Genomic DNA, 21,736 nt, shown 5'->3' on the forward strand with positions numbered 1-21,736 from the left:
GGGGCGACAGCATCAGATGGGCCGCGGGGGCCCGGCTGAATCAGAACTTGAACGTCCCGCCAATCGTGAACGTGCGTGGCGGGCCGTAGTAGGCGTTCAGCACGCTCAGCGCGGCGATGTTGTAGCCGTCGGTCTTGTAGGCCTTGTTGGTCAGGTTGCTGCCTTGCAGGAAGAAGCTCAGCTTGGTGTCCTTCTCCCAGATCAGGCCGGCGTTGACCAGCGTGTAGGCATCCTGTGCGAGCGCTTCGGACAGGTCGGTCGTCGGGTAGACCTTGCTGCGGTGGGTGACGCCCAGCCGCGAGCGCAGCGTGCCCATGGCCAGCTTTGCGTTGTGCTCGATGTTCAGGCCGGCCTGGACCTTGGGCGTGTTGGTGAACTTCTTCTGGTCGGCCACGTTGACGCCGCGGTCGATGTATTCGTCGTACTTGGCGTCCAGCGTGGCCAGGTTGCCGCTGATGCGCCAGGCGGGGGTCGGCATCCACAGGAACTCGACCTCGGCGCCCTGCACGGTCGCCTTGCCGGCATTGGTGAAGTCGCCGAAGAAGCCGGGCTGGCCGTTGGCCTGGGTGTAGCTCGTGAATACCGAGAGCTGCACGTTCTTGTACTTGTTGTGGAACACGGCCGTGTTCAGCTCCAGGCGGCCGCCGTCCAGGATCATCTTGGCGCCCAGTTCCAGCGAGTCGAGCTTCTCGTCGGCGAAGGGCCTGCCCGACGACGGGAAGGCCACGGTGTTGGCGCGGATGTTGTAGCCGCCGCTCTTGAAGCCGCGCGAGGCTGTCGTGTAGAGCTTGATCTCCTTGCTGGCCCTGTATTCAAGGGACAGGCGCGGTGAGGTGTTGCTGACCGAGAGGCTCTTGTCGAAATTGGCCGGCACGGCGATGGGCGTGCCGCTGAACTGATCGTTGGCGAAGGCCTGGTTCAGCACGACGGCGCGCTTGTCCTCCTTGGTGTAGCGCAGTCCCGTGCTGACGCTGAAGGCCGGGCTCAGGCGCCAGCTCCAGTCGCCGAAGACGGCCTTGCCCTCGGTGTAGACCAGGCCGTTGGTCGTGCCGAATGAGAGGTTGAAGAAATTGTTGCGCACCGTGCCGCCGGCGCGTCCGTCGAAGTAATAGACACCGACAACGCCCGAGCTGTTCTGGCCTTCGTAGATGGCCTGCAGCTCATGGCTCTGCGAGCTGTCGTGGTACTCGGCGCGCACGTCGGCTGTTCTGTTGGGCAGGCCGTCGAAGTCGATGGAGGTGCTGGTGTCAGAAGCGCGATGCGCCAGGATGTACTTCAGGCTCCAGGCCTCGCTGGCGCCCCAGTTCAACGTCAGTGATTCGCCCTCGCTGCTGGTGCCGTTGGCATTGGGCATGCCTGTCGCGATGTCGTAGCGGCCCGGGGTGGGCGGTGTCTTGGCGGGGTCGAAGGCGCTGACGTTCAGGCGCTGGAAGCCGCGCATGTGCGAGTCGTCGCGTGTGCGGTCCACCGAAACCTGGGCGTTGAAGCTCGAGCCCGTCGGGAACCAACCCAGGGACACGCGGCCGCTGGTCGTGGCCTGGTCGCTGACGGGGCTGCCGTCGGTCAGGTTCTTGCCGTAGCCCTCGCGGTTCAGGCTGGCGCCGGCGACACGGAAACGGATCTGGCCGTCATTGACGGCCGTGCCCACGCCGCCCTTGGCCGTCACCTGGCCGTAGTTGCCGACCGCCAGCGTCACCGAGCCTTCGGTCGTCGTGGGGAGCGGCTTGGACACGTACTTCACCGCGCCGCCAATCGTGTTCTTGCCGTACAGCGTGCCCTGCGGGCCGCGCAGCACCTCCACGCGCTGCACGTCGTACACATCCAGCAGCGCGCCCTGCGGTCGGGCGATGTAGACGTCGTCGAAATAGATGCCCACGCCGGGGTCCACACCCCACAGCGGGTCGGCCTGGCCGACGCCGCGGATGAAGGTCGTGATGGTCGTGTTGCTGCCGCGTGCGGCGTAGATGGTCAGGTTGGGCACCTGGCCCTGCAGGTCGCCTAGATCCTTGATGGCCAGCTTGTCGAGTTGGTCGGCGGTCAGCGCCGTGACCGCCACCGGCACGTCCTGCAGCGACTCCTCCCGCTTGCGCGCCGTGACCTTGACGACCTCCAGCGTCGTCACCGCCGGCTCGACTGCGCTTTGTGCGGCTGCCGGCAGAGCGATCGTGGCGCCCAGCGTGGCGAGGATGGCGAAATGCAGCGGCGAGGGCGCCGGCAGGCGTCGGGTCATGGCTTGTCTCCTGGTTGTTGTGTTCGGAACCAGGAGAGAAAGCGCAAAAGCCATGCCCGCGCCAAGTCGGGGCGAGTTACAGGCAAACCCTTGCGAGCTAACCCGCGAATTTGCCGTCCGTGGCGCTGAGGCCGTCCGGATTCCAGTCGTTTGCCGGCGCGGACGGTGTCCATTTTGCAGACAACGACCCTTGGGGCTGCAAGGGACCAAACCCGCAGCTATCCTGCGCCGCTTGCCCCAAATCCCTCGGAGACGATCCATGCTCAAACGCCTGCTTCCCGCAGCCATCGCCATTGGTTTCAGTGCCACCACAGCCTTCGCCGCCGGCCCGCAGCTCAAGGGCCAGGCGCCGGGCTGGTACCGCATGCAGCTTGGCGATTTCGAGGTCACGGCCCTGTCCGACGGCACGCTGGACCTGCCCGTCGACAAGCTGCTGCAGCAGCCGGTGCCCAACACGGTCAAGGCCCTGCAGCACGCCTACCTCGGCGTGCCGCTGGAGACATCCTTCAACGCCTACCTGATCAACACCGGGGCCAAGATCGTCCTCGTCGATACCGGTGCCGCTGGCCTGTACGGCCCGACGTTGGGCCGGGTATTGGCCAACCTCAAGGCTGCGGGCTATGCGCCGGAGCAGGTCGACGAAGTGGTCATCACGCATATGCACGGCGACCACATCGGCGGCACGGCTGTCGACGGCAAGGCCAACTTTCCCAACGCGACGCTGCGCGTGGACAAGCGCGACGCCGACTTCTGGCTGGCACCCGAACAGGTCGCCAAGGGCGACGGTGCCAAGGCCATCGCGGCCAACGTGAAGGCGTATGCCGACGCGGGCCGCTTCAAGCCCTTCGACGGCAGTGCCGGTGGCGTCGAGATCGTCCCCGGCGTGAAGGCCTACCCGGCCTACGGCCACACGCCCGGCCACAGCAACTATGTCGCCGAGAGCAAGGGCCAGAAGATCATGTTCTGGGGCGACCTGATGCACGTCGCCGCGGTGCAGTTCCCCGAACCGGCCGTGACCATGAGCTTCGACTCCGACCCCAAGGCCGCCGCGCCCGCCCGCGAGAAGGCCTATGCGGCTGCGGCCAAAGACGGCTACTACGTGGCGGTCACGCACGTGTCATTCCCCGGCATCGGCAAGCTGCGCGCCGACGGCAAGGGCTATGACTGGCTGCCGGTGAACTACTCGGCAAATCGTTAGAGCCTGCACCAGCACCGGCGCGCGGGTCAGGTAGTTCTCGCGCCAGCCGGCGGCCCCTCGATCGCGAGCCAGGCCAGCCGCGCCGCATCTCTGGCGGCCAGCGGCTGCTGCAACCCGCCCAACTCCACGCGCTGCGCCGCGTCGGCCAGACGCCGCAGGACTCGATCAGGGCAGGCGCGCGACATGAGCCGCATGGTGCCCCAAATGAAACGGCTTGCGGCCTCAGCGAGGGTGGCGGCGCTTCCCAACGAAGCCCGCCAGCACCAGCAGGCCGGCCGCCATCAGCGCAGGCGACGGCAGCTCGGGCACCGGGGCCGACCAGGCGCTCAGGTAATTGAAGCCCGACGATGACATGACCTGCAGGTCGGCCAGCGCGAGCGGGTTGCCGGCGGCATCGAGGGCCCCTTGGATACCGTTCCAGGCGAAGGTGTGACTGAAGTCGGCGTAGGAGTTTCCCTCGGCATATAGCGCGGCGAAGCCACAACCGCGGCAACTCACGCCACCCTGCGCCGAGGCGCCCACCGAGGCCTCCATGGTCAGCACCGTCGGCACGCCGTTGCCGACCGTCGCCACGAAGCTCCTGAGGCCAGTAGCCACCGCGCTGCGGTCGATCAGGCCGTTGCTGTTGTATTCGCTTTCGCTGCGGCCGTCGGAGAGGTTGCCCAGCGAGACATGCCAGCGCATGTCGGTGACCGTGCCGTAGCCCGACAGGCCCTGGGCGAACTGGCCCATGCTGGAGATGCTGCCGGTGACATTGATCCCGAAGGTCAAGGTCAGCGGTGCGCCGACCGCCAGCCCGGGCACGGAGAAGGTCAGGCCGTCGCTGAAGCTGGCACCGGCGTAAGCGGTGCCGCGGCCGAGGATGCGCGCAAACCAGGCGTCGCCGGGCGACAGGAACAGCCCGTTGCCGGTGCCGGTGGCCTGCAGTTGAATGCCCCCCGCCGCCACCTGCGCCCAGCTGCTGGCGCCCCCGCCGGCATCGGCCGTACCCACCTGGGCATGTCTGCCGACGCCGACGCTGGCAGTGGCCGTTCCGCTGGCCCGCGTGTCGCGCTGCTGGTCGCTCGACCCCAACACGACCGGGGCGAGTTCGTTGACCGAGGCCTGGCCCAGCGCTTGGGCGTTGACCTCGGCGGTGGCGGTGTAGGCGGCCAGGCAGGCCGGTGCGAGTCCGATGCTCAACGTGAGCGCGGCAACCCAGGGCAGGACACGGTTCATGAAAGGCTCCAGCCAGGTGAGGAGAAAGCCAGTCTAGCCGCGGCAGCGTCAGCGGAGCGTTATGCGGCGCGGCCGGCGGCCACCCGTTCAGGTACCCAGCAGCTCGCCGATGGGCTGCAGCCCCTCCACCCGGTCGCACACCGCCTTGACGCTGGCCAGGATGGGCACGGCGAGCAGCAGGCCCCACACGCCCCACAGCCAGCCGAAGGCCAGCACGCCGATGAACACGACGACCGCGTTCATGCGGCTGCTGCGGCTGCTCAAATACGGCATCAGCAGATTGCCCGACAGCGTGTGCACGCCCAGCGCGATGCCCGACACCAGCAGCGCCATGTCCATGTTGCCGAACTGCACGAAGCTCATCAGGCCCGCGCTGGTGGTCAGCACGGCGGCGCCGAGGTAGGGCACGAAGTCCAGCACGAAGGCCACCACGCCCCAGACGGCCGCGTGCTCCAGGCCCACGAGCAGGAAGGCCAGCCAGATGGTCAGGCCCACCACGGCGCTGGTGAATACCTGCACCAGCAGGTAGCGCTGGATCTGCGCACCGATCTCGTCCAGGGTCTGGACCGTCAGGCGCCGTTTGGCGAATGTCGGGCCGGCCAGGTGCACCAGCTTGCGCCGGAAGGTGTCGCCCGATGCCAGCAGGAAGAAGGCGATGAACACCACCACCATGACCGCGCCCACCGAGGCCAGCAGGCCCAGCGTGCCGGTCCAGAGATAGTCATGCAGGTTGAAACGCGGCCGCTCGACGACGACGCGTGTGACGCCGCGCGAGCTTGCTGTTGCCGGTCCCGGCGCGCCGGCCTCGGCCGCCTGCTCCAGCTGGGTGGCCGCCTTCTGCATCTGGACCAGGGCACTGCTCGATCCGGGCCGGTGGGCCGCCACGGCCGCGCGCACTTTCTCGGTGGCTGCGGGCAGTGATTCGAGCAGCTTGCCGGCGTCGTCGGAGAGCGCATACCCCGTCCAACCAACAGCGCCCACCAGGCTCAGCAGCAGCATGGCTGCGGCCACCGCGCGCGGCAGCCGCAGCCGCTGGAGCTGTTCGACCACCGGCGCCAGTGCATAGCTCAACATCAGGCCGAGCAGCAACGGCACGAAGACCGCAGCGGCCACATGCAGGGTGAACAGCACGGCCACCAGCGCCAGCAGCGCCAGCGAGAAGCTGCGCACGTCCACCGGCATGTGCAGGCGCAACGGTTCGCTGGTGGGCGGTGCAGGGTCGGTGCTGTTGGGAAGGGCGCTCATGACGGAGCAGCGTACGCGCTGTTACACCCACCCGTGCTCGCTCTTGCACGCTTCACGGCGCCGTCCGACACGGGGGCGTTGTGGCGGCCGACAAGGCGTTGCGGCGCTGGTGGCCGACCCTGTGACATGCGCCTTTTTACCCAACAGTTTGCGCGCCAGACCGCCCGCGTGCTGCACAACCCCTGGGGCTTCGCCTGGCAGACGCTCAAATCCTTCCGCGCCAACCAGGGCCTGCTGCTGGCCGGTGCGGTGGCCTATTACGCGCTGCTGTCCATCGTGCCGCTGATGATCCTCAGCGTCATCGCGCTGTCGCACTGGGTCGACCCCGCGCGGCTGCTGCAGACGGTGGGCCGCTACCTGGAATGGCTGGTGCCGGGGCAGTCGGCCGCCGTGGTGGCCGAGCTGGCGCGCTTCCTGGCCCACCGCGAGGTGATGGGCTGGGTGCTGCTGGTCAGCATGCTGTTCTTCAGCTCGCTGGCCTTCTCCGTGCTGGAGAGCGCAATGTCGGCCATCTTTCATCACCGGCGCAAGCTCAACCAGCGGCATTTCCTGATCTCGGCGCTGATCCCCTATGTCTATATCCTCTGCCTGAGCGTGGGCCTGCTGCTGGTGACGCTAGTGGCCGGCCGCTTCCAGGCCCTGGGTCAGCGCGAGGTGGAGCTCCTGGGCTTCAGCTGGTCGCTGGACGGGGTGTCCGGCGTCATGCTTTATCTGCTGGGGTTTGCCGGCGAGGTTTTCGTGCTGGCCTCGGTCTACATGGTCATGCCGGGCGGGCGGCCGTCGCTGCCGTTGGCGCTGATCGGTGCACTGGCCGCCGCCCTGCTGTGGGAGCTGTCGCGCCATGTGCTGGTCTGGTACTTCGGCACGCTGTCGCAGATCGGCACCGTCTACGGCTCCCTGACCACGGCCATCGCCGTGCTGTTGAGCCTGGAGGTCGCGGCCACGCTGCTGCTGTATGGAGCCCAGGTCATTGCGGAGTTCGAGCGGCTGGGCGAGACCTGATCATCCTTGCGATGGTGGTCAGGTTGATGACCGCAATAACCACCTCCAGCGCCGTGCCGCCGATGGAGCCTGCGATCAGGTTGTTGGCGATCCACAGCCCGGTGCCACACAGCATCAGCAGCCGCATCGGAATGCCCTGCAGCGTGAAGAGGGCAATCGTGCCCAGGCAGGACGCCGTCAGCGGCAGCCAGTCGCTGGGCCTGTGGGCCAGGCCCAAGCCAAAACCGAGGTTGGCCGCCACGATGACGACGGCCACCCACACCGAACGCGTATGCAGCGACAACAGCGAACGCAGCATGGACAGAGATGAACTCACCACCGCCGTCGGGTTGCCCAGCAGCGCGAAGTGGGCGACATAGGCAATGCACTCGCCCGTCATGAACCACTTGAAGCGGCGGTCATCGGTCTGCAAGAAGCAGCCGACGCCGAGCACAAAGGCGACATAGCCGAAGAGTTGAGCGGGCGAGAACCAGTCGGCGATGGGCATGCGGGCGGGGACGCGGAGGTCGTCGACCCCCCGAGAACTAGGGAGGCGCGGCGGTGGGCCGGAGATTGTCCCGCTGACGCCAGGAAAGCCCATCTTCGTGCATGGCAGGGCGCATTCCAGGCGGTTATGCCGCCCGCTTGAATTGGCAGGGCATTGCCGGACTAACCCGCTGGTCGCTGCACAGTGGTTTTGCAGACCATGCGACCCGCCCTCAGTTCACGCGACGCCGTCGCCCCGCCCATGACCAAGAAGACGCTGCTTGCCGGCCTGGCAATAACTGGTTTGCTGATCGGTGCAACGGCCCGCGCCGAATTGCAGCCGCGTGCCAACGGCGCCATGGTCTACGACACGCAGACCAACCTGACCTGGCTGGCCGATGCCACCACCGGCGGGCTGCGCACGCAGGCCGACGCGCTGCAATGGGCGGCTTCCTTGAGCTTTGGCGGCTTCGACGACTGGCGCCTGCCGGTGGTGGCGCCGGTCAATGGCAGCGCGCTGCAGCTGGACTATTCAGAGGACGGCTCCACCGACATCGGCATCAACAACAACGGTGCAAACAGCGAGCTGGGCCACCTCTTCTACGCCAGCCTGGGCAACACGGCCGCCGGGCCCACGCAGACCGGCTCGTTCAGCGGCCTCGTCGATCCGAACAGCCCGGTCGGGCCGGTGTTCTGGACGGGCACGGCCTCCGAACCCGGCTGGGCCTTGAGCTTCTTCATGGGCATGGGTCTGCAGGACCAGCTCGCCACCGACACCCTGGCCCAGGCCTGGGCGGTGCGCGTCGGCGACGTGGCCGCGGTGCCCGAGCCCGCCAGCGTGCTGCTGATGCTCGCCGGCCTGCTGGCCATCGCGGCACGCCGCCGTCAGGGCTGAGGAGGCCGCCATGAAAGCACTTGCTCTCTTCGCCCTGTGTCTTGGCCTGGCCACCACGGCCCATGCCGGCTACACGCCCACGCCCAACGACTGGGCCTGCACCAACAAGGTCGGTGGCACCTGGACCCATGGCCGCGCCCCTTCGGGCTGCGACGCCAACGCCTTCGGTCCCGACAGCTTCGTGCGCGGCAACTACACCGGCACCATCTTCAATGACGCGTCAGCCAACCTCGTCGACGAGCGCAAGCGCTACATGCAGGCCATGTACCCGGTCATCCGCGACGCCAGCGACCGCTACCTGCGCTCGCGCAAGCCGGCGGTGTCGGCGCGCGAGCTGGAAGCCTTCCAGCGCGGCACCTACGCAACGCTGCGCCAGGAGACCTTCTGGTCGCACTACCGCGACGCGCAGACCGCCGCCGGCCAGCCCTATGCGCTGAAGATGATGCGCGGCGACAGCGGCCACGGCCACGGAATGATGCAGGTCGACGACCGCTATCACTTCGTCCAGCTCCAGGAAGGCAAGGGCTGGAACATGATGCAGAACTTCACCTACGCGATCGACATCTACTACGCGGCGTGGGAGGCCGCACCGGCTTCCTGCATGGGTGGCGTGACGACGCCGACGGGCACGACGGCACAGGTCGACGAGTACTGGCGCGGCCGCGCGCGCTCGGCCTGGTCGGCCTACAACGGCGGCCCCACCAAGGTCTGCCGCTGGCAGAACGGGTCGGATGTCAACGTGGCCAAGGACAACGGCTACCGCGATAACTACGACGCGAAGCTCTGGCTGGTCGACATCACCGACCTCAGCAAGGCCGCCGGCATCGACGTGGCCTGCCTGATGGACAACGGCCCCAGCTGCCCCGTGCCGGTGGGCGGCAACGTCGAGCCCGGCAAGCTACTGCAGGTCGGCGCCGCCGCCTGCGTGCTGGCCGGCAACAACACGCTTGAGTGCGTGGACGACGTGCGCGACGCCGCCTGCCTGGCCGGCCGAGCCAGCTTCGACGAAGGCAGCATCACGCAGGTGTATGTCGCGCAGACGGCCAGCTACGCCCGCATCGACCACAACCGCCACCAGCTCTGCCGCGCCCAGGTGCCCGGCCTGCAGTCGCTGGCCAGCGCGATCGCCACGCTGCAGCCGCTGGACCTGCGCTCGGCGCCGGGCGGCATGGTGCTGGGCCAGGCGGCGGCGGGCACCTACCAGGTGCTGGACTTCATGGTCAGCGGCGCGCAGCAGCAGAAGCGCCTGTATCGCATCCGTGCCGACATCAATGGCGCGCTGACCGATGGCTGGGTCGACGCAGGAGATGCCGGCACGCATGCCACGCTGGCGGTAGGTGCCGCGCCAGCCGGCCCCGGCGCCATCGCCTATGCGGGCGACTGGGTCAAGGTCGTGCCCAACCTCAACATGCGCGCCACACCGGGCGGCGCCCTGCTCGTCGCCATCCCGGCCAACACCGCCGTGCAGGTCAAGGAGGTGTTCGGCACCGCGTCGGCCAACAACCTCTACTACCGCGTCGAGTACACGCACAACGACGGCGTGCTGCGCGAGGGCTGGATCTTTGCCGGCAACCTCTACCCGGCGTCCACGCTGGCCAGTTGGGCGCTGCCGACCGCTACGCCGTCGGCACAGAAGCACGCCCATTGCCCCAATGGCACGCGCTACGACAACCATCTGCGCCAGTGCATGAGCACCAGCTCCACCTACGGCCCCTTCACGGCCGCAGCGGTGCAGGCCTGCGTGGATGGCGCAGGCGGCGCGGTCTGCACGGCCAACCGTGCGACGGTCGTCGACGGCGTGGCGCTGGCGATGCCGATCTGGAGCAAGGCTCTGGCCGCCGCAGCCGCCGGCAATGGCGACTGCCCGCGGGGCGCGGCGCGCTCCATGGCGCACCGCTTCCATTGCACCGAGACCGTGACCCGCAACGGCGCCGCCGAGACCGACGTCTACGGCCCCTTCGGCACGGCCCTCGTCAACGCCTGCCTGGTGCGTTCCGGCAACGCCGCCTATTGCCGGACCAACCGCTGGCCGGCCGCGGCCTTCCTCGCGCTGCAGCCCTGAGTGGCGATGAAGGCACTGCTTGCGCTGGCCGCCGCCGCGGCCGTGGTGGCCGGGCTGTGGTGGACGCAGCGGGGCGACGCCGTGCCGGTCGCCGCCACCGCCCGGCCCGCTTCGCCTGGGGCGCTGGCGCAAGCCCCTTCCGCCAGCGCCTCGTCGCCAGCCGGGCCGCTGCCGGCTGCCACAGCCGCTGTCGAGCCCGCCGCGGTTGCATCGCTCGGCAGCGCGCCGCCGGCGCAGGCGCTGCGCACCTTGATTCGCTGCCACGCCGCCGACAGCTGCCGCCTGACCCGCGGCGAAGGCCTGGACGAGCACTTCGAGGTAGTGCGCCTGCTGCTGGAGCAGCTGGACCGCCTCACCGCCCATGGCAGCCCCGCCGACCAGGCCGCGTGGGCGCGCGAGCTGCTGGCCTTCCCCGACGGCCATGTGCAAGCCGCGGCCCTGGCGATGGCCGCCCGGCTGCCCCCGTCGGCCGAGACGGCGGCGGCGGCCGTCTCGGCACTGAGCCGCACCTATGACGCCGTGCTGCTTGCCAAGGCCTATCCGGTCCTGCAGCAGTGGCAGCAGCTCGGCCTGTCCAGCGGCTACGACGACATGTTCGTCGGCCTCGTCCACACCGGCGGCTGGCAGGCCGCGCAGTCGGTGGCCGAGAACGTCGGACCCTTCCTGAACGCCGGCAACGTGGGGCGCTTCGAGCAAGTGGCGCGGCAGCTGCAGCCCGGTACCCGCCAGCAGGCGCTGCTGCGCTCGCTGCGCGACTATCAGCTGCAGCATGCGGGTGGCTGAGCGAACCCGTCGTCGTTGACGCGCTGGCCGCTGCGCTGAGCGACACACCCGAAGTCGCCACTGCCGCCGCCCAGTCCCTCACGGAGCTGAAGGACCCGCGCTCCGGCGAACGTCTGCTAGCCCATGCCGCCTCGCCCCGCCTCCACGCTCGGCAAGCTGCGCGCCACGGCCGCCGCCACCGCGCTGCGCGAGGCCATGGCCGACGACTACTGGCAGGTCCGCCTGCGCGCCGCCCGTGCACTCGGCCGCATCGGCGACGTGCGAGCCGTACCCGAGCTGAGCGAGGCCCTCATCCACCCCGCCGGCAACTTGCGCAAGGAAGCGGCCATCGCGCTGGGCGACATCGGCGACGTGACTGCCGTTCCCGCCCTGCAAGCCGCCGCTGCCGACCCCGACCCGGAAGTCCGCAAGGCGGTGCGCCTGTCGCTGCAACGCCTGGGCGCACCGGCCGGGGTGGACCGATGAGTGATTTCCCGCAAGCCGTCGAGCTGACGCCCGCCGCGCTGAACCTGCGCTGGCCCGACGGCGCGGCCGAGCTGCCAGCCGCCCGGCTGCGCGCCGTCTGCCGCTGCGGCGGCTGCCGTGCTCGCGCCGAGCGCGGCGAGCCCGCACCCGCACCGGCCGAGCTGGTCGATGCCGTGCCGGTGGGCCGCTACGCCCTGAACCTCATCTTCAGCGACGGCCACGACCGCGGCATCTACCCCTGGACCTGGCTGAGGGAGCTGGGGCCTGTCAACGCCGCGACGTAGGAACCCGTCCGCCGCGGAAGGCGGCCCCGTCCGACAGTCCCTGCGCGCCGCAATTCCATACTCGGACCATGCGTTTTGAAGACTATTACCGGATCATGGGTGTCGCCGCCGATGCCGATGCGGCTGCCATCAAGCAGGCCTACCGGCGTCAGGCGCGGCTGCTTCACCCCGACGTGAACCAGTCCGCCGATGCGCATGCGTCCATGGCCCGCATCAACGAGGCCTACGACGTGCTGGCCGACCCGCAGCGCCGCGTCGCCTATGACGGCGTGCGCCGGCGCCATCAGGCGCTGCAGCAGGCGACCACTGGCGCCGGCAAACCCGCCGAGCCCGAGCTCCCCAGCGACTGGCAGCAGGGCTTCACCTATGAAGGCGGAGCGACCGCGGGGCGCGCTGGCCAGGGCTTCAGCGACTTCTTCACCAGCATGTTCGGCCGCGATGCCAAGCCCGAGCCGCCGGACGCCAAGCCCGAACGCGGGACCGATGAGCACGTCAAGCTGGTCATCGACGCCTCAGACGCCATCGACGGCGCCGTGCGCTCGGTCAACGTGCGTGGCCTGGCGCCGGACGAGCAGGGCCACCGTGCCGTCGTCGTGCGCAACGTGCAGGTCCGCATCCCCAAGGGCATACGCGCGGGCCAGCACATCCGCCTGCCGGCACAGGGCTCGGCGGGCCGTGGCGGCGGCGCGAGCGGCGACCTGTACCTGGAGATCCAGTTCAAGGACGTCGCCCGTGAGAAGAGCCGTGACGTACATGAACAGCTGCCGCTGACGCCCTGGGAGGCCGCGCTGGGCGGCGACGTGAGCGCCGCCACGCCTGCCGGCACGGTCAGCGTGACCGTGCCACCGGACACACCGCATGGCAAGCGCCTGCGCTTGAAGGGCCGCGGTCTGGCAGGTGAGCCGGCAGGCGACATGGTGTTGGAGGTCGAGGTCGTGCTGCCGCCCTCCACGCTGCCGGGCGCGCGTGCCGCCTACGAGGTCATGGCCGCTGCCGTCGGTCGTGACTTCCACCCCCGCGCAGAAGGCGAGCCATGAACGACGGTGATGTGCTGGTCGGCGTGGTCATCGACGAGCAGACGCTGACGCTCGAAGAGCTGGCCTGCGCCTGCGGCGTCAGCGTCGACTGGCTGAGCCAGCGGCTGGATGCCGGCCTGCTGGGCTGCCACAGTGGCGACGGCGAAAGCCGGCGCTTCGCCAGCCCGCATCTGCACCGCGCCGGCCGGCTGCTGGCCGTCGAACAGGACTTCGACGCCAACCAGGAACTCGCGGCGCTGGTGGTGGACCTGATCGACGAGATCCACCGGCTCAGGGCGGGCGGATAGAACGATCAATCCTCCTGCGACGGGAACAGTTCCGTCCGGCCGTCGGCATGCCGTGCGAAGCGGCCGGCCTCGTCACCATGCACCGGCGCCGGGTCGCTCCAGGGCCAGCCGCCGAACTGGGTGCGGCGGTAGTCCTCGAAGGCCTGGTGCAGCTCCTGCTGCGTGTTCATGACGAAGGGGCCGTATTGGGCGACGGGCTCGCCGATGGGGCGGCCCTGCAGCATCAGCAACTCGGCTGCTGTTTCTCCGCCATTGACGAGCGTGACCGCGGCGCCGGCTCGCAGCTCGATCGCGTGCCGCGTGGCCACGGCATGGCCATCGACGGTGATCCGTGCGCCGGCAAAGAAGTAGAGCTTGCGGTGCGTGTCCGCGCCCGTCGCTGGCGGCAGCACCCACTGCGCACCCGGCGCCAGGCGCAGGGTCCAGATGGCCACGTCTGCCTGCTCGCGCGAGGCCCAGGAATCAGGCGGCGGCGCCAGCGGCTGGGTCACCCCGGCGGGCGTTGGCAGGGCACCGGCGATGCAGACGACGTCGGTCGCGTGCCCGGCATCGTCGACGAAGCGGTGCCGCGGGATCTCCTGCGACCAGAACATCGTGAAGTGCGGCGCCACCATCTTGCTGGCGGCCGGCAGGTTGAGCCAGATCTGGAACAGCTCCAGCGGGTTGGGCTTGTCCGTGTGCAGCAGCGGGAACATCTCCGCGTGCACGATGCCCTGGCCAGCGGTGAGCCACTGCACGTCGCCGCCCCCGAAGCGCGCGCCGGCGCCCAGCGAGTCGGCATGATCGATGCGACCCTGGCGCACGATGGTCACCGTCTCGAAGCCGCGATGCGGGTGGGCCGGGAAGCCGGGCACCTGCTGGCCGTGATACATGCTCCAGCCGGCCTGCCCCGAGAAGTCCGAGCCGATCTGGCGGCCCTTCAGCAGTGCTTCGTCCGGCCCGTAGCGGCCATTGCCGGGCGGGTAGGCGTCGTCGTGGTGGACGCAGAACAGGAAGGGGTCGAGCGTCTCCCAGGGCATGCCCAGGGGCGAGATGGAGATGATGGTGGGTGGCGAGGCGGCTGTGGTCATGGCGACATCCTGAAGAGGCGTCAGCCTAGCGTGTGTCGGGTGACCTTGCTGCGGATGCCCTTGTTGGGCAGCCTGTCGATTTCGGCCATGCCGGCAGGCTTCTCTACACTGGCGGTCGGCCACGCCGGCAGCCACCAGGCTTTCGATGCGGCCAACCGCTGGGGGTGTTGGCGCGACCGCAAGGCGCGCGCTGACTGAGAGAGTCCCTTTGAACCTGATTGAGGTAATCCTCGCGCAGGGAAGCACGTTCAGGGGCCCGCCGGCTTTCACTTTCTTGCGCCGGCATTGCGGCCCCGAACGCTTGCCGACCTGCCATCTGCATGAGTTGCACATGGCACATCCATCGTTCTCGCATTTGCGTCGTTTCCGGCTTTCGTTCCTGTCGCTGTCGCTCCTGGCCAGCGGCGCGGCGTGGGCGCAACAGGCACAACCTGCTCCGCAGCAGGCGCCATCCGCCGCCTCCACGCCGGCCACCACACCAGCCACCAGCCGGCACATGATTGCCGAGATCCAGGTCATCCCTCGGCCGGCCGGCACGGCGGACGACCGCTACAAGCATGTCGACGCCGCCATCGCCGTCATTCAGGCCTCCGGCCTGCACTACGAGGTACACGCCATGGGCACCGTCGTCGAAGGCCCGCCCGAGAAGATCTGGCCGCTGCTGCAAGCCGTCCACGAGGCCACCCTCGAAGCCGGCGCCGAGCGCACGCTGAGCATCATCAAGGTCTCCGGCGCGGCCCAGGCCGGCGGGCCTCGCGTCGACGACCTGGTTCGCAAGTTCCGCAAGTAAGGCAACCCGAGCGCGCGGTACCGCCGCGCGCTCGGAGGAGACGCCAGGGCGTGAGCCGGAACCCGTTCAGGCTCGCCAAGAACACCTGATTCGTGGCGTTAGCATCCGCTCCCGGAAGCACCCGGGAGGTGAATCGATGCTCAAAGGACTATTGGCTGCTGCGGTCATCGCGCTGCCCTTGGCCGTGCCAGCCCAGGAAGCCGCCAAACCTGCGCAGACCATCGCGCTCATCTCCACGCTCGGCGACCAACTCAGCATCGTCAAGCAGCGCGGCAAGCGCGCCAGCAGCATGGACGACTTCTCGCGCCGCACGGTGCAGGTGGATCCGCAGTTGCTGAACATGGCCGTGCTGCGCGGCCTGGACAGCGCCCTGGCCGCCGAGGAGCCCGCCTCGCGCCGCATCATGCTGCGCTGGAGCGCCAACCCCGGGCTCGCGGAGCAGCTGAAGAACGCCTCGTTCGAGGCCCGCGATGCGCTGGTGCTCGATGCCCTGCGCGAGCGCCTGGCCCAGATACCACGGCGCGTGGAGTGGGACCGCATCGAGGCCATCCTGCCGCGCTACGTCTGGGAGTCGCGCGAGGGCATGCCCAGCCGGCTCGGCGGCATCGGCATCTACGTCAAGCCCACCGGCAACCAGTGGGAGCTGCTCGACGAGGACGGCATCGATCGCAAGCAGGCCTACGCGGACCGGGACCAGACCACCATCAACCCGCGCACCGGCGAGCAGCAGAAAGACAAGGCCTACGTGGCCCCCTTCATCTCCTTCGAGCGGGTGACGTTGGATGCCAAGACCTTGGCCATCGTCGCGCGCAAGCCGCAGTTCACGCACACCAAGTACAGCGACCCGAAGTCCAACTCCATCGACGTGATCGAGCAGTTCTCGCCGGCCGAGATCGTGACGCAACTCAACCAGCTCGTGGAGCAGGCCGCCTACCGCTCGGTGCGCGGTTCGGTGGAGGTCGGCCCGGTCAAGCCAGTGTCAAGGGGCGCAGGCGAGTAAAACCGTATCGGGTTTCGGTATTGACGTGCTGCCGGGATCGGGCAGTGAAACGGCAGTCACCTCCCAAAAGCCACCTCTAGCGGGGCGGGCGTGAGGGCGGCGGCTATCGACCCAGAGCGGAAATCGACCGAGCCGAACTAGACCGCCCTAGAGCAGACGTTCAACGCTTCACTCAAGCGGCGCCGCCAGGCGTCCGCTTCCAGGAATGGTTAGGCGTCGCCCGATGGCTGCTGTTCAAAGCGCCGTGCATACGCGCGAAAACATAGCCAAATTGACAGGGGAACCGCCAGCCATGAAAGCAACTGGCACCAGAACAATCCGATGCCGAGGAACATCTGGATATTGACTCCGCCGACGTAACAGGGTTGCAAGCCCTTCAAGTTGCCTGAGCAGTCATAGTGACCGTATGCCCACTGCGCGAGCTGCCACCAACCGACGGTAGCGATAGCTGGTATCAGAGCGACAGCGTAGCGAAGCACAGTTCTCACGCGAGCACCTGATCGGCTGTGGGGTCGATGGACGGATCGAAATTGGCGGGAGGGAAGTTCATGGCTCGGCCCTGTCTGATGCTGCGCGGGGCATGCGCGAGCCGCATTTTCGGTGCGAGCAGGGTCGCAGCGGTTTTCTGGGCTGCCTGTAAGCGGCCTCGCACCGACGACCGGAGTTGGCCGGGATCCGCCGACTCGATTTGACCCCTGACGAAGGAGAGGACGGAGCCAAGCAAAGGCCCGCGGCTGGGCGTCCGTATCGAGCGCCCTGTTAGCCAGCACCGGCGAGGGCTCAATTGGCAAGCTGTTCCCAGCCTTCGGCATCGTCATCGGAGAAGCTACCACCGGTCGATCGACCGGTGGCCAACTCGACTTCGAATGGGACCCACTCGCTGTCTAGGGACCAAGCAAAGCCTGAGACACGCTCTGAATCGATGCGCAGCCTGTCGAAGCCGTCCCACGAGAGGCGTTTCGTGTGCCATCGAATGCCATCCGGCCCCAGGCGCACCAATGCAATGCCCTGTCTGGTGAAGACCCAACCGCCGGGGTTCTGCACTTCGAATGCGGAATCAATCACCGGTAGCACGTACTCGGCGGTCTTGCGCACGGGGTTCACTACCCAGAGGTCACCCGATGCAATCACCAATGCGTCACGCCCGTTCGGGTGCACATCGGCCATGTGAATGCCTGCCAATCCGGGCCTGAAATTGGCCACCCAGGGCCCGCTCTCCGTCACGAACTCCACGACGGTGCCCTCGCGCCCAGTAGTACCCCACTCCGCTGGGAATGCCGTTGGCAAGGGCCCGTATGGCGGAAGCCCGGGCAGAAGGTTCACATGGACAGTCATCTGGCTGGCGATCGTGTTGTCGGTGGTCCCTTGCCGCCCGGAACAGCATAGCCCGCGAGCACGCGGTTGGTGGATGCCTGCGACCGGTCGTTCGTGACCGACCGCTCCTGGCACGCAGGCGTCGCCCAAGCGGCGGATGGCCGCTCAAACCTTGAGCCGGCCATCCCCAATCACTTGCTCCCCTTCGCTGAATTCTCCTCGCTGGCCACAGCCTTCGCCGGCCACGCCCCACCCACGCTGAACGCAGCCCAGGCCCAGCCCACCCAGCGCAGCAGCGACACGGCCAGCCACAGCGCCCAGGCCAGCATGGCCGCGCGGTACAGCCACACCGGCGCACTCAGTACCCACGCACCGGCCGTGTGCTCGGTGAAGCGGTCGCTCGTCCAGTTCAGCAGCGTGCTGCTCGACCCCGGCCCGGCGACGAGTAGCTCCGGGTAGCCCAGCAGGCCGGTGCGCAGCACCTCCAGCAGCGCGCCCACGGCTGCCAGCGTCAGCAGTACGAGCAGGATCTGCACGGCGATGCGCATGCCGCGCCGGCCGAGCTGGCCCCAGCGGCGGCGGGCCTCCAGCGCGCCGAACCAGCCGGCCAGTACGGCCAGCGCGCTCAGCGACACCGGCGCCACGCCCAGCGCCAGCACTATCCAGGCCGGCCGGCCCATCAGCCCTGGCAAGCCGCGCGGCGCCAGCCAGGCCAGCACGAGGACGACGCCGAGGGCGCCCCAGATCAGCACGGCCGGCCCGATCAGCGGGCCGCCCACGGCGAGCACGATGCGGTCCTCGGGTACGTGCAATGTCAGCGCGTCATTGACGCCGGGCAGGCCCAGGGCGAGGCCCTCGTGGCGCCACAGCACCCCCATGCCGGCGGGCTCGCGCCAGTGGATGTCGACAATCTGCGGGCCCGGCGTCAGCGGCAGGCTGAGCACGTTGTCGCGTGGCTGCAGGGCCAGCTTCTGGCCATTGATCTGCACGTCCAGCAGTTCGGCGCCGGCCGGCAGCTTCAGCGCGTGCGTGCCGCCGAGGCTGGCGCGCAGGCGCATCGACAGCTCCACATCGCTGCTGCGCTCGCCGGGTTTGATGGTGGTGCGCACATCGTCCAGCGTCAACGTCTGGCCGCCCACGCCGGCGGGCTTGGCGATAGCCAGTTTCAGTGTCTCGCCGGGCCAGGGTCGCCATTCGGGCAGCCAGTCGCCGCCCTGCTGCAGCGCCGTCGCCGGCAGGCCGCTGGCGTCCACGTGCCATTGCGCCGATGCGGCCAGCGTCCAGCGCTCGACCTGATGGGGCTCCTTGCCTGCCACCAGCGTCAGCGCGTCGCCCGGTGGCAGGCTGCTGGCCACCTCGACGGTGTCCTCGCCGCCGAGCTGCAGGCTGGCCACGCCGCCGTCCACCGTCACGCGTGCGTCACTGACCGCCTCGCCCGGCAGCAGCGCCCAGCGCACGCGCAGCGGTGCCCGGCTCGCGGCCAGGCGCTCGATGCGCGTGTGCACCTGCCAGCGCAGGCCCAGCGTCAGGCGACGGTCCACGCGTACCAGCGGCGGCAGCGCGTCGCGCTGGGTGCCGGCGTCCTCGGCACGCCGGCTGCCGGCCACGGCCTCGCGGCTCAGCGTGATCGCGCCCGTGCTCTGGCCGTTCGGATCCAGGCCGGCCAGCGTCCAGCCCTTGAGTTCGGTCTGCAGCGTGCGCGGCGGCAGCGGCAGCGCGATGTCCAGGCCGCTGGCGCTGCCGACATCGGCGGCGAGCAAGACCTGGTGCACGCCGGCCGGCACGGCGATCAGCAGGCGGCCCTCGTCGTCGCGTCGCGTTGCGGCGGGCTGGCCGTCCAGCAGCACGCTGCCCGGCTGCCAGCCCGTGCCCTGGCCGGGCAGCGGCACGGCCACCAGCGCCAGCGCGTGGATATCGGCGCGCAGCTGCACCGCCGAGCCCGACGCACTGATGAGCAACCGCGCCAGCTCGGCGCAGCGCGGCAGGCAGTCGGGCGGCGCGGCGAGCTTGCCGCGCAGCGCCTGCAGCTGCTCGTCGCTGGGCCACGGTGCCGAGGTAGAAGCCTGGGCTTCGCTCGGTTGGGGCGCTAGCGCCAGCGCCAGCAACAGGGCTGCGGCCGCCACACCGCCGGCCCGCTGCAAGGATGGCAGGCGCGGCAGCTTCCAGCCCGCCACGGCGGCCAGCGCCAGCGCGAGCAGCGCCACGCCGGCGAGCTTGAGCAGCGCCGTCGCCCAGGGCGGCAGCAGCCACAGGTTCAGCGTCTCCTCGGGCGTGACAGGGCCGCTCCAGCTGAGCCGATGGGCGCGCCAGCTCCAGGTCGGCAGGCCAGGGCCGGTCTGCACGCGGGCGCCGGGGTCGACGCGGCTGAGGTCGCTGCTGGCGTACGCGTCCTTGCGGACCTTGCTGCCCGAGACGACGACAGACTCCAGCCGCTGTTCGGCAGCGGGCATTCTTCGATCAGGCGGCGCAGGGGCGGCCACCTGGAATTCGGGCGGCGGCACCACCTTCTCCTCGATGATCTGCACCTCGCTTGGTGCTGCCACCTCCTTGGCCATGCCCCAGGCCATGCCGTTGTGCTCCAGGCTCGGATAGATTGCCTGGCGCAGCTCGGCCACCGCGAACACCAGCAACACCAGCGCCAGCATGGCGGCCACCGCCAATTGGCCACGCGCGAACGCGGCCCGCGCCCGCCCCGCCGGCAGCACGCGCGCCAGCGCCGTCAGCGCCAGCAGGCCGAACCACAGCGCCGCCGGCGGGCTGCCGGGCGTGTGCCAGGTCAGCGCAAGCGCGGCGCCCAGCAGCAGGCCCGTGCGCCAGCCCAGCAGCCGGTAGGCGGCCAGCGCCGCCAGCAGCACGAAGAAGAAATCCCACAGCGTCCACATCGACACCCAGGCACCGTCGGCGCGGCTGGGGCCTTGCGCGTGCAGCAGGCGCCAGCCGGGCGGCAGCTGCAGCGTGGCGCTCAGGCTGTCCACGCTGGCGCTCCAGCCGCTGGCGGGCAGGGCGCCGTTGCGCGGCCAGCGGCTGTCGGCCTCGATGCGGGCGTTGCGCTGGCGCACTTCGAAGCCGGCGGGGCCGTCGGCGGCCAGGCGGGTGATGGGCTGGTCCTGCCCGCCCAGCGCCGCGCGGCCGAGCTGGCCGGGCGCGGGCATGGCCAGGCGCGAGCTGGCCGACAGCTGGCCCTCGAACCTGTCACTGGCCGTCAGGCCTTGGCCGTCGAAGTCCAGCCACAGCCGGCGCGCCAGCGTCAGCGTGTCGGGCGCGGGCTTGGCGTTGCCGCGCTGCAGCTCGGTCAGTTTCAGCGTCTCGCCGGGCTTCAAGCGAAAGGCCGGCAGCGCGCGCCAGGCCTCGGGCATCTCGACCTGGCGCGGGTCCACGCTGGCCGGGCCTTCGGGGCGGATCAGCCGCAGCGCGGGTTGGGCCTTGACGACCCAGACCTCTTCGTCCGCTGCCGTGCCGGGCAGCGTCAGCGCCTGCACCGGCGCGCTCAGCCGCGCGCGCAACTCGACATGCCAGTTGCCGGGCCGCGCCTGCACGACGAGGCGGCCGTCATCCGCCAGGCGGGCCGGCAACGGGCTGTCCAGCTGCATGGCGCGCAGTCCCGGCAGCAGGGCCAGCGGCAGCTCCACGGCGCGGGCACGGCCGGCCACGCGCAGCTCGAAGACGGTCGTCACCGTCAGCGGCAGGTCGTCGTCGACGAGACGCGTGGTCTGCACGCTGACGCTGTCGCTGGCCTCGGCCGGGCTGGCGACGGCGCGCAGCCACAGCCGGCCTTCGCCGTCCGGCGCGCGGGCCTGCGTGGCGCCATCGCTGGTCACGACGATGGCCGCCAGGCCGGCCGGCACGGCGAGGTTCTGCGGCATCTCCGTCCAGACGATGCGGCCTTCGACGACATGCACGCCCGGCGCCAGCCAGACGGCGGGGTGCTCGTCGGCCTCGACGACGGCCAGCGCCGTGCCGCCAGCCTTCACGTCTTGCGGCCACGCGCCGGCCTCGCCGGGCAGGGCCACGCGTGCCGGAGCGCCGAAGACCCGCACCTCCAGCCTGAACGTCGCGTCACGCGGCCCGGCACCGAGCTGCAGCCGGCCCGGCCAGACGCAGACGGCCGGCTCGGCGGCATCCATGGGTGTCGGGCAGCCCAGTGGCGGCTGGCCTTGCTGAGCCCAGGGCAGCCAGTCGCGCGTGGTGGCGGGCAGCTCGGCGGTGGTGAGCGGGGCGGCCTGGGCCGAGATGGCGGCGAGCGCCAGCAGCGCGGCGCGGATCGAACGTGCGAACGGAGCATTCGGCGGCATGAGCCCTCCCTGGGTTCAGGGCCGCATGCTCGCAGAAGTACCGGTGTGTTCGACCTAGGGTGTGCGAGGCCTTGGCCGCAGCATCATGGCCTGGTTGCG

18 protein-coding genes are annotated in these 21,736 nt (G+C 69.6%); 11 read left to right on the top strand and 7 right to left on the bottom strand.

Annotated elements, in window-relative coordinates; all coding sequences use genetic code 11:
• Window positions 1–40 precede the first annotated feature (40 nt).
• Window positions 41–2,230 (bottom strand): TonB-dependent receptor, encoded by a 2,190-nt coding sequence (locus tag ACXJKM_RS10225; RefSeq protein WP_457352108.1) that lies wholly within the window; start codon window positions 2,228–2,230, stop codon window positions 41–43.
• A 259-nt stretch (window positions 2,231–2,489) separates the two neighbouring features.
• Here ACXJKM_RS10225 and ACXJKM_RS10230 point away from each other — a divergent pair, with 259 nt between their 5' ends.
• On the top strand, window positions 2,490–3,428 hold the full coding sequence (locus ACXJKM_RS10230) for an MBL fold metallo-hydrolase (protein WP_056200928.1): 939 nt from the start codon (window positions 2,490–2,492) through the stop codon (window positions 3,426–3,428).
• Window positions 3,429–3,650: 222 nt separating this feature from the next.
• On the opposite strand, the gene ACXJKM_RS10235 is transcribed toward ACXJKM_RS10230, so the two are convergent.
• Window positions 3,651–4,646 (bottom strand): hypothetical protein, encoded by a 996-nt coding sequence (locus ACXJKM_RS10235; protein WP_457352110.1) that lies wholly within the window; start codon window positions 4,644–4,646, stop codon window positions 3,651–3,653.
• An 87-nt stretch (window positions 4,647–4,733) separates the two neighbouring features.
• On the bottom strand, window positions 4,734–5,891 hold the full coding sequence (locus tag ACXJKM_RS10240) for an AI-2E family transporter (protein WP_457352112.1): 1,158 nt from the start codon (window positions 5,889–5,891) through the stop codon (window positions 4,734–4,736).
• 126 nt (window positions 5,892–6,017) lie between these two features.
• On the opposite strand from ACXJKM_RS10240, the gene ACXJKM_RS10245 reads away from it, so the two are divergent.
• A complete protein-coding gene (locus ACXJKM_RS10245) occupies window positions 6,018–6,893 on the top strand; it encodes a YihY/virulence factor BrkB family protein (RefSeq protein WP_056200922.1) in 876 nt (291 codons plus the stop codon).
• Here ACXJKM_RS10245 and ACXJKM_RS10250 read toward each other — a convergent pair.
• Window positions 6,859–7,380, bottom strand: a complete 522-nt coding sequence (locus ACXJKM_RS10250) for a YgjV family protein (protein WP_056200917.1) — start codon at window positions 7,378–7,380, stop codon at window positions 6,859–6,861. The two genes, ACXJKM_RS10245 and ACXJKM_RS10250, sit on opposite strands and share 35 nt — an antisense overlap.
• A 198-nt stretch (window positions 7,381–7,578) precedes the next feature.
• On the opposite strand from ACXJKM_RS10250, the gene ACXJKM_RS10255 reads away from it, so the two are divergent.
• From ACXJKM_RS10255 to ACXJKM_RS10285, 7 genes are all read left to right on the top strand, one after another.
• Window positions 7,579–8,253 carry a PEP-CTERM sorting domain-containing protein gene (locus ACXJKM_RS10255; protein WP_457352114.1) on the top strand — a complete coding sequence of 225 codons (675 nt, stop codon included), beginning with the start codon at window positions 7,579–7,581 and terminating at the stop codon, window positions 8,251–8,253.
• A gap of 10 nt (window positions 8,254–8,263) precedes the next feature.
• Window positions 8,264–10,315, top strand: a complete 2,052-nt coding sequence (locus ACXJKM_RS10260) for a hypothetical protein (protein ID WP_457352116.1) — start codon at window positions 8,264–8,266, stop codon at window positions 10,313–10,315.
• A 6-nt stretch (window positions 10,316–10,321) separates the two neighbouring features.
• A complete protein-coding gene (locus tag ACXJKM_RS10265) occupies window positions 10,322–11,098 on the top strand; it encodes a hypothetical protein (protein ID WP_457352118.1) in 777 nt (258 codons plus the stop codon).
• A gap of 123 nt (window positions 11,099–11,221) precedes the next feature.
• On the top strand, window positions 11,222–11,563 hold the full coding sequence (locus ACXJKM_RS10270; RefSeq protein WP_056200906.1) for a HEAT repeat domain-containing protein: 342 nt from the start codon (window positions 11,222–11,224) through the stop codon (window positions 11,561–11,563).
• Window positions 11,560–11,847, top strand: a complete 288-nt coding sequence (locus ACXJKM_RS10275; RefSeq protein WP_457352120.1) for a DUF971 domain-containing protein — start codon at window positions 11,560–11,562, stop codon at window positions 11,845–11,847. Before ACXJKM_RS10270 ends, ACXJKM_RS10275 begins: the two co-directional genes overlap by 4 nt.
• Before the next feature lie 68 nt (window positions 11,848–11,915).
• A complete protein-coding gene (locus tag ACXJKM_RS10280; protein WP_457352122.1) occupies window positions 11,916–12,884 on the top strand; it encodes a DnaJ C-terminal domain-containing protein in 969 nt (322 codons plus the stop codon).
• Window positions 12,881–13,171, top strand: coding sequence for a MerR family transcriptional regulator (locus ACXJKM_RS10285; RefSeq protein ID WP_457352124.1), 291 nt, complete (start codon window positions 12,881–12,883; stop codon window positions 13,169–13,171). The genes ACXJKM_RS10280 and ACXJKM_RS10285 overlap by 4 nt, the downstream gene beginning before the upstream one ends.
• Window positions 13,172–13,176: 5 nt before the next feature.
• Here ACXJKM_RS10285 and ACXJKM_RS10290 read toward each other — a convergent pair whose 3' ends face one another.
• Window positions 13,177–14,241, bottom strand: coding sequence for a pirin family protein (locus tag ACXJKM_RS10290; protein ID WP_457352126.1), 1,065 nt, complete (start codon window positions 14,239–14,241; stop codon window positions 13,177–13,179).
• 331 nt (window positions 14,242–14,572) lie between these two features.
• On the opposite strand from ACXJKM_RS10290, the gene ACXJKM_RS10295 reads away from it, so the two are divergent.
• Both ACXJKM_RS10295 and ACXJKM_RS10300 read left to right on the top strand, forming a co-directional pair.
• Window positions 14,573–15,031 carry a thiamine-binding protein gene (locus ACXJKM_RS10295; protein WP_457352127.1) on the top strand — a complete coding sequence of 153 codons (459 nt, stop codon included), beginning with the start codon at window positions 14,573–14,575 and terminating at the stop codon, window positions 15,029–15,031.
• A 136-nt stretch (window positions 15,032–15,167) separates the two neighbouring features.
• A complete protein-coding gene (locus ACXJKM_RS10300; protein WP_457352129.1) occupies window positions 15,168–16,031 on the top strand; it encodes a hypothetical protein in 864 nt (287 codons plus the stop codon).
• Window positions 16,032–16,811: 780 nt separating this feature from the next.
• Here the strand turns inward: ACXJKM_RS10300 and ACXJKM_RS10305 are convergent.
• Together ACXJKM_RS10305 and ACXJKM_RS10310 are read right to left on the bottom strand one after the other, a co-directional pair.
• Window positions 16,812–17,264 carry a hypothetical protein gene (locus ACXJKM_RS10305; RefSeq protein ID WP_457352131.1) on the bottom strand — a complete coding sequence of 151 codons (453 nt, stop codon included), beginning with the start codon at window positions 17,262–17,264 and terminating at the stop codon, window positions 16,812–16,814.
• Between the two features lie 272 nt (window positions 17,265–17,536).
• Complete coding sequence (locus ACXJKM_RS10310; protein ID WP_457352133.1) at window positions 17,537–21,637, bottom strand: hypothetical protein; 4,101 nt, start codon at window positions 21,635–21,637, stop codon at window positions 17,537–17,539.
• Window positions 21,638–21,736: the final 99 nt, after the last annotated feature.

Source organism: Roseateles sp. P5_D6, from assembly GCF_054049415.1.

What these genes read in the sequence shown, in the direction of transcription:
- ACXJKM_RS10225 (WP_457352108.1), bottom strand. Translation starts at nt 2,230, where the DNA reads ATGACCCGACGCCTGCCGGCGCCCTCGCCGCTGCATTTCGCCATCCTC.
- ACXJKM_RS10230 (WP_056200928.1), top strand. Translation starts at nt 2,490, where the DNA reads ATGCTCAAACGCCTGCTTCCCGCAGCCATCGCCATTGGTTTCAGTGCC.
- ACXJKM_RS10235 (WP_457352110.1), bottom strand. Translation starts at nt 4,646, where the DNA reads ATGAACCGTGTCCTGCCCTGGGTTGCCGCGCTCACGTTGAGCATCGGA.
- ACXJKM_RS10240 (WP_457352112.1), bottom strand. Translation starts at nt 5,891, where the DNA reads ATGAGCGCCCTTCCCAACAGCACCGACCCTGCACCGCCCACCAGCGAA.
- ACXJKM_RS10245 (WP_056200922.1), top strand. Translation starts at nt 6,018, where the DNA reads ATGCGCCTTTTTACCCAACAGTTTGCGCGCCAGACCGCCCGCGTGCTG.
- ACXJKM_RS10250 (WP_056200917.1), bottom strand. Translation starts at nt 7,380, where the DNA reads ATGCCCATCGCCGACTGGTTCTCGCCCGCTCAACTCTTCGGCTATGTC.
- ACXJKM_RS10255 (WP_457352114.1), top strand. Translation starts at nt 7,579, where the DNA reads ATGCGACCCGCCCTCAGTTCACGCGACGCCGTCGCCCCGCCCATGACC.
- ACXJKM_RS10260 (WP_457352116.1), top strand. Translation starts at nt 8,264, where the DNA reads ATGAAAGCACTTGCTCTCTTCGCCCTGTGTCTTGGCCTGGCCACCACG.
- ACXJKM_RS10265 (WP_457352118.1), top strand. Translation starts at nt 10,322, where the DNA reads ATGAAGGCACTGCTTGCGCTGGCCGCCGCCGCGGCCGTGGTGGCCGGG.
- ACXJKM_RS10270 (WP_056200906.1), top strand. Translation starts at nt 11,222, where the DNA reads ATGCCGCCTCGCCCCGCCTCCACGCTCGGCAAGCTGCGCGCCACGGCC.
- ACXJKM_RS10275 (WP_457352120.1), top strand. Translation starts at nt 11,560, where the DNA reads ATGAGTGATTTCCCGCAAGCCGTCGAGCTGACGCCCGCCGCGCTGAAC.
- ACXJKM_RS10280 (WP_457352122.1), top strand. Translation starts at nt 11,916, where the DNA reads ATGCGTTTTGAAGACTATTACCGGATCATGGGTGTCGCCGCCGATGCC.
- ACXJKM_RS10285 (WP_457352124.1), top strand. Translation starts at nt 12,881, where the DNA reads ATGAACGACGGTGATGTGCTGGTCGGCGTGGTCATCGACGAGCAGACG.
- ACXJKM_RS10290 (WP_457352126.1), bottom strand. Translation starts at nt 14,241, where the DNA reads ATGACCACAGCCGCCTCGCCACCCACCATCATCTCCATCTCGCCCCTG.
- ACXJKM_RS10295 (WP_457352127.1), top strand. Translation starts at nt 14,573, where the DNA reads ATGGCACATCCATCGTTCTCGCATTTGCGTCGTTTCCGGCTTTCGTTC.
- ACXJKM_RS10300 (WP_457352129.1), top strand. Translation starts at nt 15,168, where the DNA reads ATGCTCAAAGGACTATTGGCTGCTGCGGTCATCGCGCTGCCCTTGGCC.
- ACXJKM_RS10310 (WP_457352133.1), bottom strand. Translation starts at nt 21,637, where the DNA reads ATGCCGCCGAATGCTCCGTTCGCACGTTCGATCCGCGCCGCGCTGCTG.